Genomic DNA, 3,277 nt, shown 5'->3' with positions numbered 1-3,277 from the left:
GCATGAAGACCGGGCGGGCGCGATGTCGAGTCAGAGATCAGCGGCGGTCGGACGTCTCGCGGCCGACCCGGTACAACTCCTGTGAGGTGACGATCAGTTCCCGGCGCTCGCTCTTCGATCCCACCATCGGCTGGGAGCCGTCGAGGGACACCTGGGCGCTCTCGGGCAGGAATCGGACGGTGATCAGCCCGATGGCACCGGCGGCCATGAGGTAGTACGCGGGCACCATGTCGTTGCCGGTGATGCTCACCAGCGCCTCCGTGACCAGGGGCGTGGTACCGCCGAACGCGGCCACCGCGAAGTTGAAGCCGATGCCCATGGCCGCGTAGCGGACGGCCGTCGGGAACAGCGCGGGCAGCGTCGCGGCGCTCGGCGCGGCGAAACACGCAAGCAGGGTGGACAGGATCAGCACACCGCAGACCGGCAGCCAGGTTCCGTCCATCTTGATCAACAGGAAGGCGGGAATGGCGAGCAGGATCATCCCCGCCGCCGCGAAGCCGTAGAGGGGGCGTCGGCCGACGTGGTCGCTGAGCCTGCCGAGGAAGGTGATCAGCAACACGATCCACACCATGCCCACGAGCACGAGGACGTCCGCCGAACTGCTGGAGCGGCCGAGGGTCTCCGTCTGGTAGGTGGGCAGGAATCCCGTGACCATGTAGTTGGTGACGTTGTAGAGCAGTACCAGTCCCATGCAGATGAGCAGGGCCCGCCAGTGGTCCTTGATGATGGTCCTGAACTCGGTGCCCGCCGATTCCTTGGCGAGGCTCTCCTCGTGTTCGTCGAGCTGCTGCTGGAACGCGGGCGACTCTTCGAGCTTGAGACGCATGTAGAGGCCGATCGCGCCGAGCGGGCCCGCGATGAGGAACGGGATCCGCCAGCCCCACGAGAGCATCTGCGTGTCGCTGAGGGCGAGATTGAGCGTGGTGACCAGGGCGGAGCCCAGCGCGTAGCCGACGAAGGTGCCGAAGTCGAGCCAGCTGGAGAGGAAGCCGCGACGACGGTCGGGCGAGTACTCGGCGACGAAGGTCGTGGCGCCCCCGTACTCGCCGCCGGTGGAGAAGCCCTGCACCATGCGGGCGAGCAGCAGCAGGATCGGGGCGGCGATGCCGATCGTGGCGTAACTGGGGATGAGACCGATGGCGAACGTGCCGACCGCCATCATGATCATGGTGGTGGCGAGTACCTTCTGCCGGCCGAGGCGGTCCCCGAGCGGCCCGAAGACCAGGCCGCCGAGCGGGCGTACGACGAACGCGGCCGCGAAGGTGGCGAAGGACGAGATCACCTGGGCGGCGGGTGACGCTCCGGGGAAGAAGACCTTGCCGAGGGTGGCGGCGAGGTAGCTGTAGACGCCGAAGTCGAACCATTCCATGCAGTTGCCGAGTGCCGAGGCGCTGACCGCCCGTCGGAGCAGCGGTGGTTCGACGACCTGGACGTCCTCGTTGCGGAAGGGGCGCTTGTTCCGCCTCAGCCTGCGTGTCAGGTCCTGGCGGACCTGTACGGGCATGCCGGCGATGTCGGTCGGCCCGGACCGCGCTGGGTCGGGCTGCCCGTCGGTCAGTAGGTCAGCCACTGAAGTTCCTTACTGGTCTTGCGTGAGGTGACCTGGCTGCAGAGCGGGACACCAGGTGTTTGCTGTGCCAATAGTGGCTTGTGCCCACATTCGCACGGCTCACGCAGGGACGACGGACACGCCGGCCTCCCACGTTCGGCAGGGGGAGGGGGCGGCTCGGACCTCCCCAGGCGGAGCCGCCCCCGGCGTCACAGCTGCCACACCCCGCCTGCCCGCGAAAGGGTCCTGCACACCAGCGTCTTGGGCGACGTAGAGAACAGAAGTACCCGCCGGTACCCGCCTTCACGATGGCATTGGCACGCGGATCACGAGCCGCCGAGAGCCAGTCCCGAGCCCGTGAGCCGTACCCGGATGCCGTCCTTCTCCACACGGACGTACCGCAGCCGCATGTCCCCCGTCTTCGGCTCCGGCAGTTGGAAGGCCAGGGAAAGCCGGTCGGCGAGGGCCGGACGGGTGAGCCGGGACAGGGCGTTGAGGAGGTCGGGGTCGAGGCCCAGACCGCGGAGCACCTCGGGGTTGTCCAGGGCCAGGTCGATGAGGTTGAGGGTCTGGGCCTGGCGGGCGAAGCGCGGGGAGCCGGTCAGTTCGGTGAGCTTGCCGTCGTCGCTCAGGGCTTCGCGCACGGTCGCCCTGGGCACCCCCAGTCGCTGCACGATGGCCGGGACCGACAGCAGTGCCTTCGCCTTCCGGGTCTCCCGGGCGACGTCGGCGGACGCCTTCGGGGTGAGGTGCAGGCCGTCGGAGGCGCGGGTGCCGGGGCGGTAGGTGGCGAGGTCCCCGATGTCCAGGCGTATGCCGCCGATCTGCGTGCCGATGCCCCGCTCGCCCTGTCGCTGGATCGTGGCCTCGGCGCGCAGTCGTAGGTCGTGCCCGGCGACCGGCAGGATGCCGTGGGCCTTGACCCGGTCACGGCCGTCACCGGTGAACATCACCTGCGACGCGCCGAGTTCGCGGTTGAGGTCGGCGAAGGACAGCAGGACGTCACCGTCGAGCCGGGGGACGTGGGCGCCGCGCACGGAGGTGAGCCCATCGGCGTCCAGCCGGATGTCATGGGCGGTGGCCGACACCTTCGCCAGCGACACCCGGTCGGCGGACACGTCCGGCACGGTCACCCGTACCGAGTCCAGCCGCTTGTCGGCGAGTTGGGTGAGGAAGGGGAAGCCGCCGATCTCCACCTCGGGCGCCGCGGCCAGGTCCAACTGGTCCTTGAGGGTGTCCGCGGCCTTGTGCTCGGCGTACAGCACTGCCCAGCGGTCGGCGAGGGTGACGAAGGCGCCGAGGACGACGAGGCTCACCACCGCCTTCGCCGCGAGCGGCAGACCGGCGAAACGGCTCCGTCGGCGCCTACCGCCGCGGCGGTGGACGGGCGGGGTCCACTCCGGCTCCTGTGCCGGCTCCTGCTCTGCCCGTCGCTCGGCGGTGCCGGTGCCCAGGAACTCGTCCAGAGGGCCGTCGTCGAGGGCGCCGAGCTCGTCGTAGGGATTGGGCGGCGCTTCGGAGCGGTCGTAGGGACGGGGATGGGGATCCGGATCTATGCGGTGGGGGGTGCGCATCGACTCATCCGAACATGCGCACCACCCCTGCCCGCAAGCTGAACCCCGGGTATGCGACTTAGGCGCTGTTTCTCGGATCTCCTGACGCGGGTGGGGTGTTGGGGTCAGGCTGACTGTATGGGTCGCGGGGATCTGACGAACGCGGAGTGGGATC

Annotated in this window: 2 protein-coding genes; both read right to left on the bottom strand. The window is 69.3% G+C overall.

Annotated features, from left to right (window positions below):
* Positions 1–37: 37 nt before the first annotated feature.
* Complete coding sequence (locus ACFVYS_RS43740) at positions 38–1,504, bottom strand: MFS transporter (RefSeq protein WP_389511447.1); 1,467 nt, start codon at positions 1,502–1,504, stop codon at positions 38–40.
* 371 nt (positions 1,505–1,875) lie between these two features.
* Positions 1,876–3,123 (bottom strand): DUF2993 domain-containing protein, encoded by a 1,248-nt coding sequence (locus ACFVYS_RS43735; protein ID WP_389511446.1) that lies wholly within the window; start codon positions 3,121–3,123, stop codon positions 1,876–1,878.
* Between the last annotated feature and the right edge of the window lie 154 nt (positions 3,124–3,277).

The organism is Streptomyces sp. NPDC058295, assembly GCF_042880655.1.
GTDB lineage: Bacteria > Actinomycetota > Actinomycetes > Streptomycetales > Streptomycetaceae > Streptomyces > Streptomyces coriariae.
The sequence above is the reverse complement of the archived record's forward strand: the minus strand, read 5'-3'. Positions and strand labels throughout refer to the sequence as shown.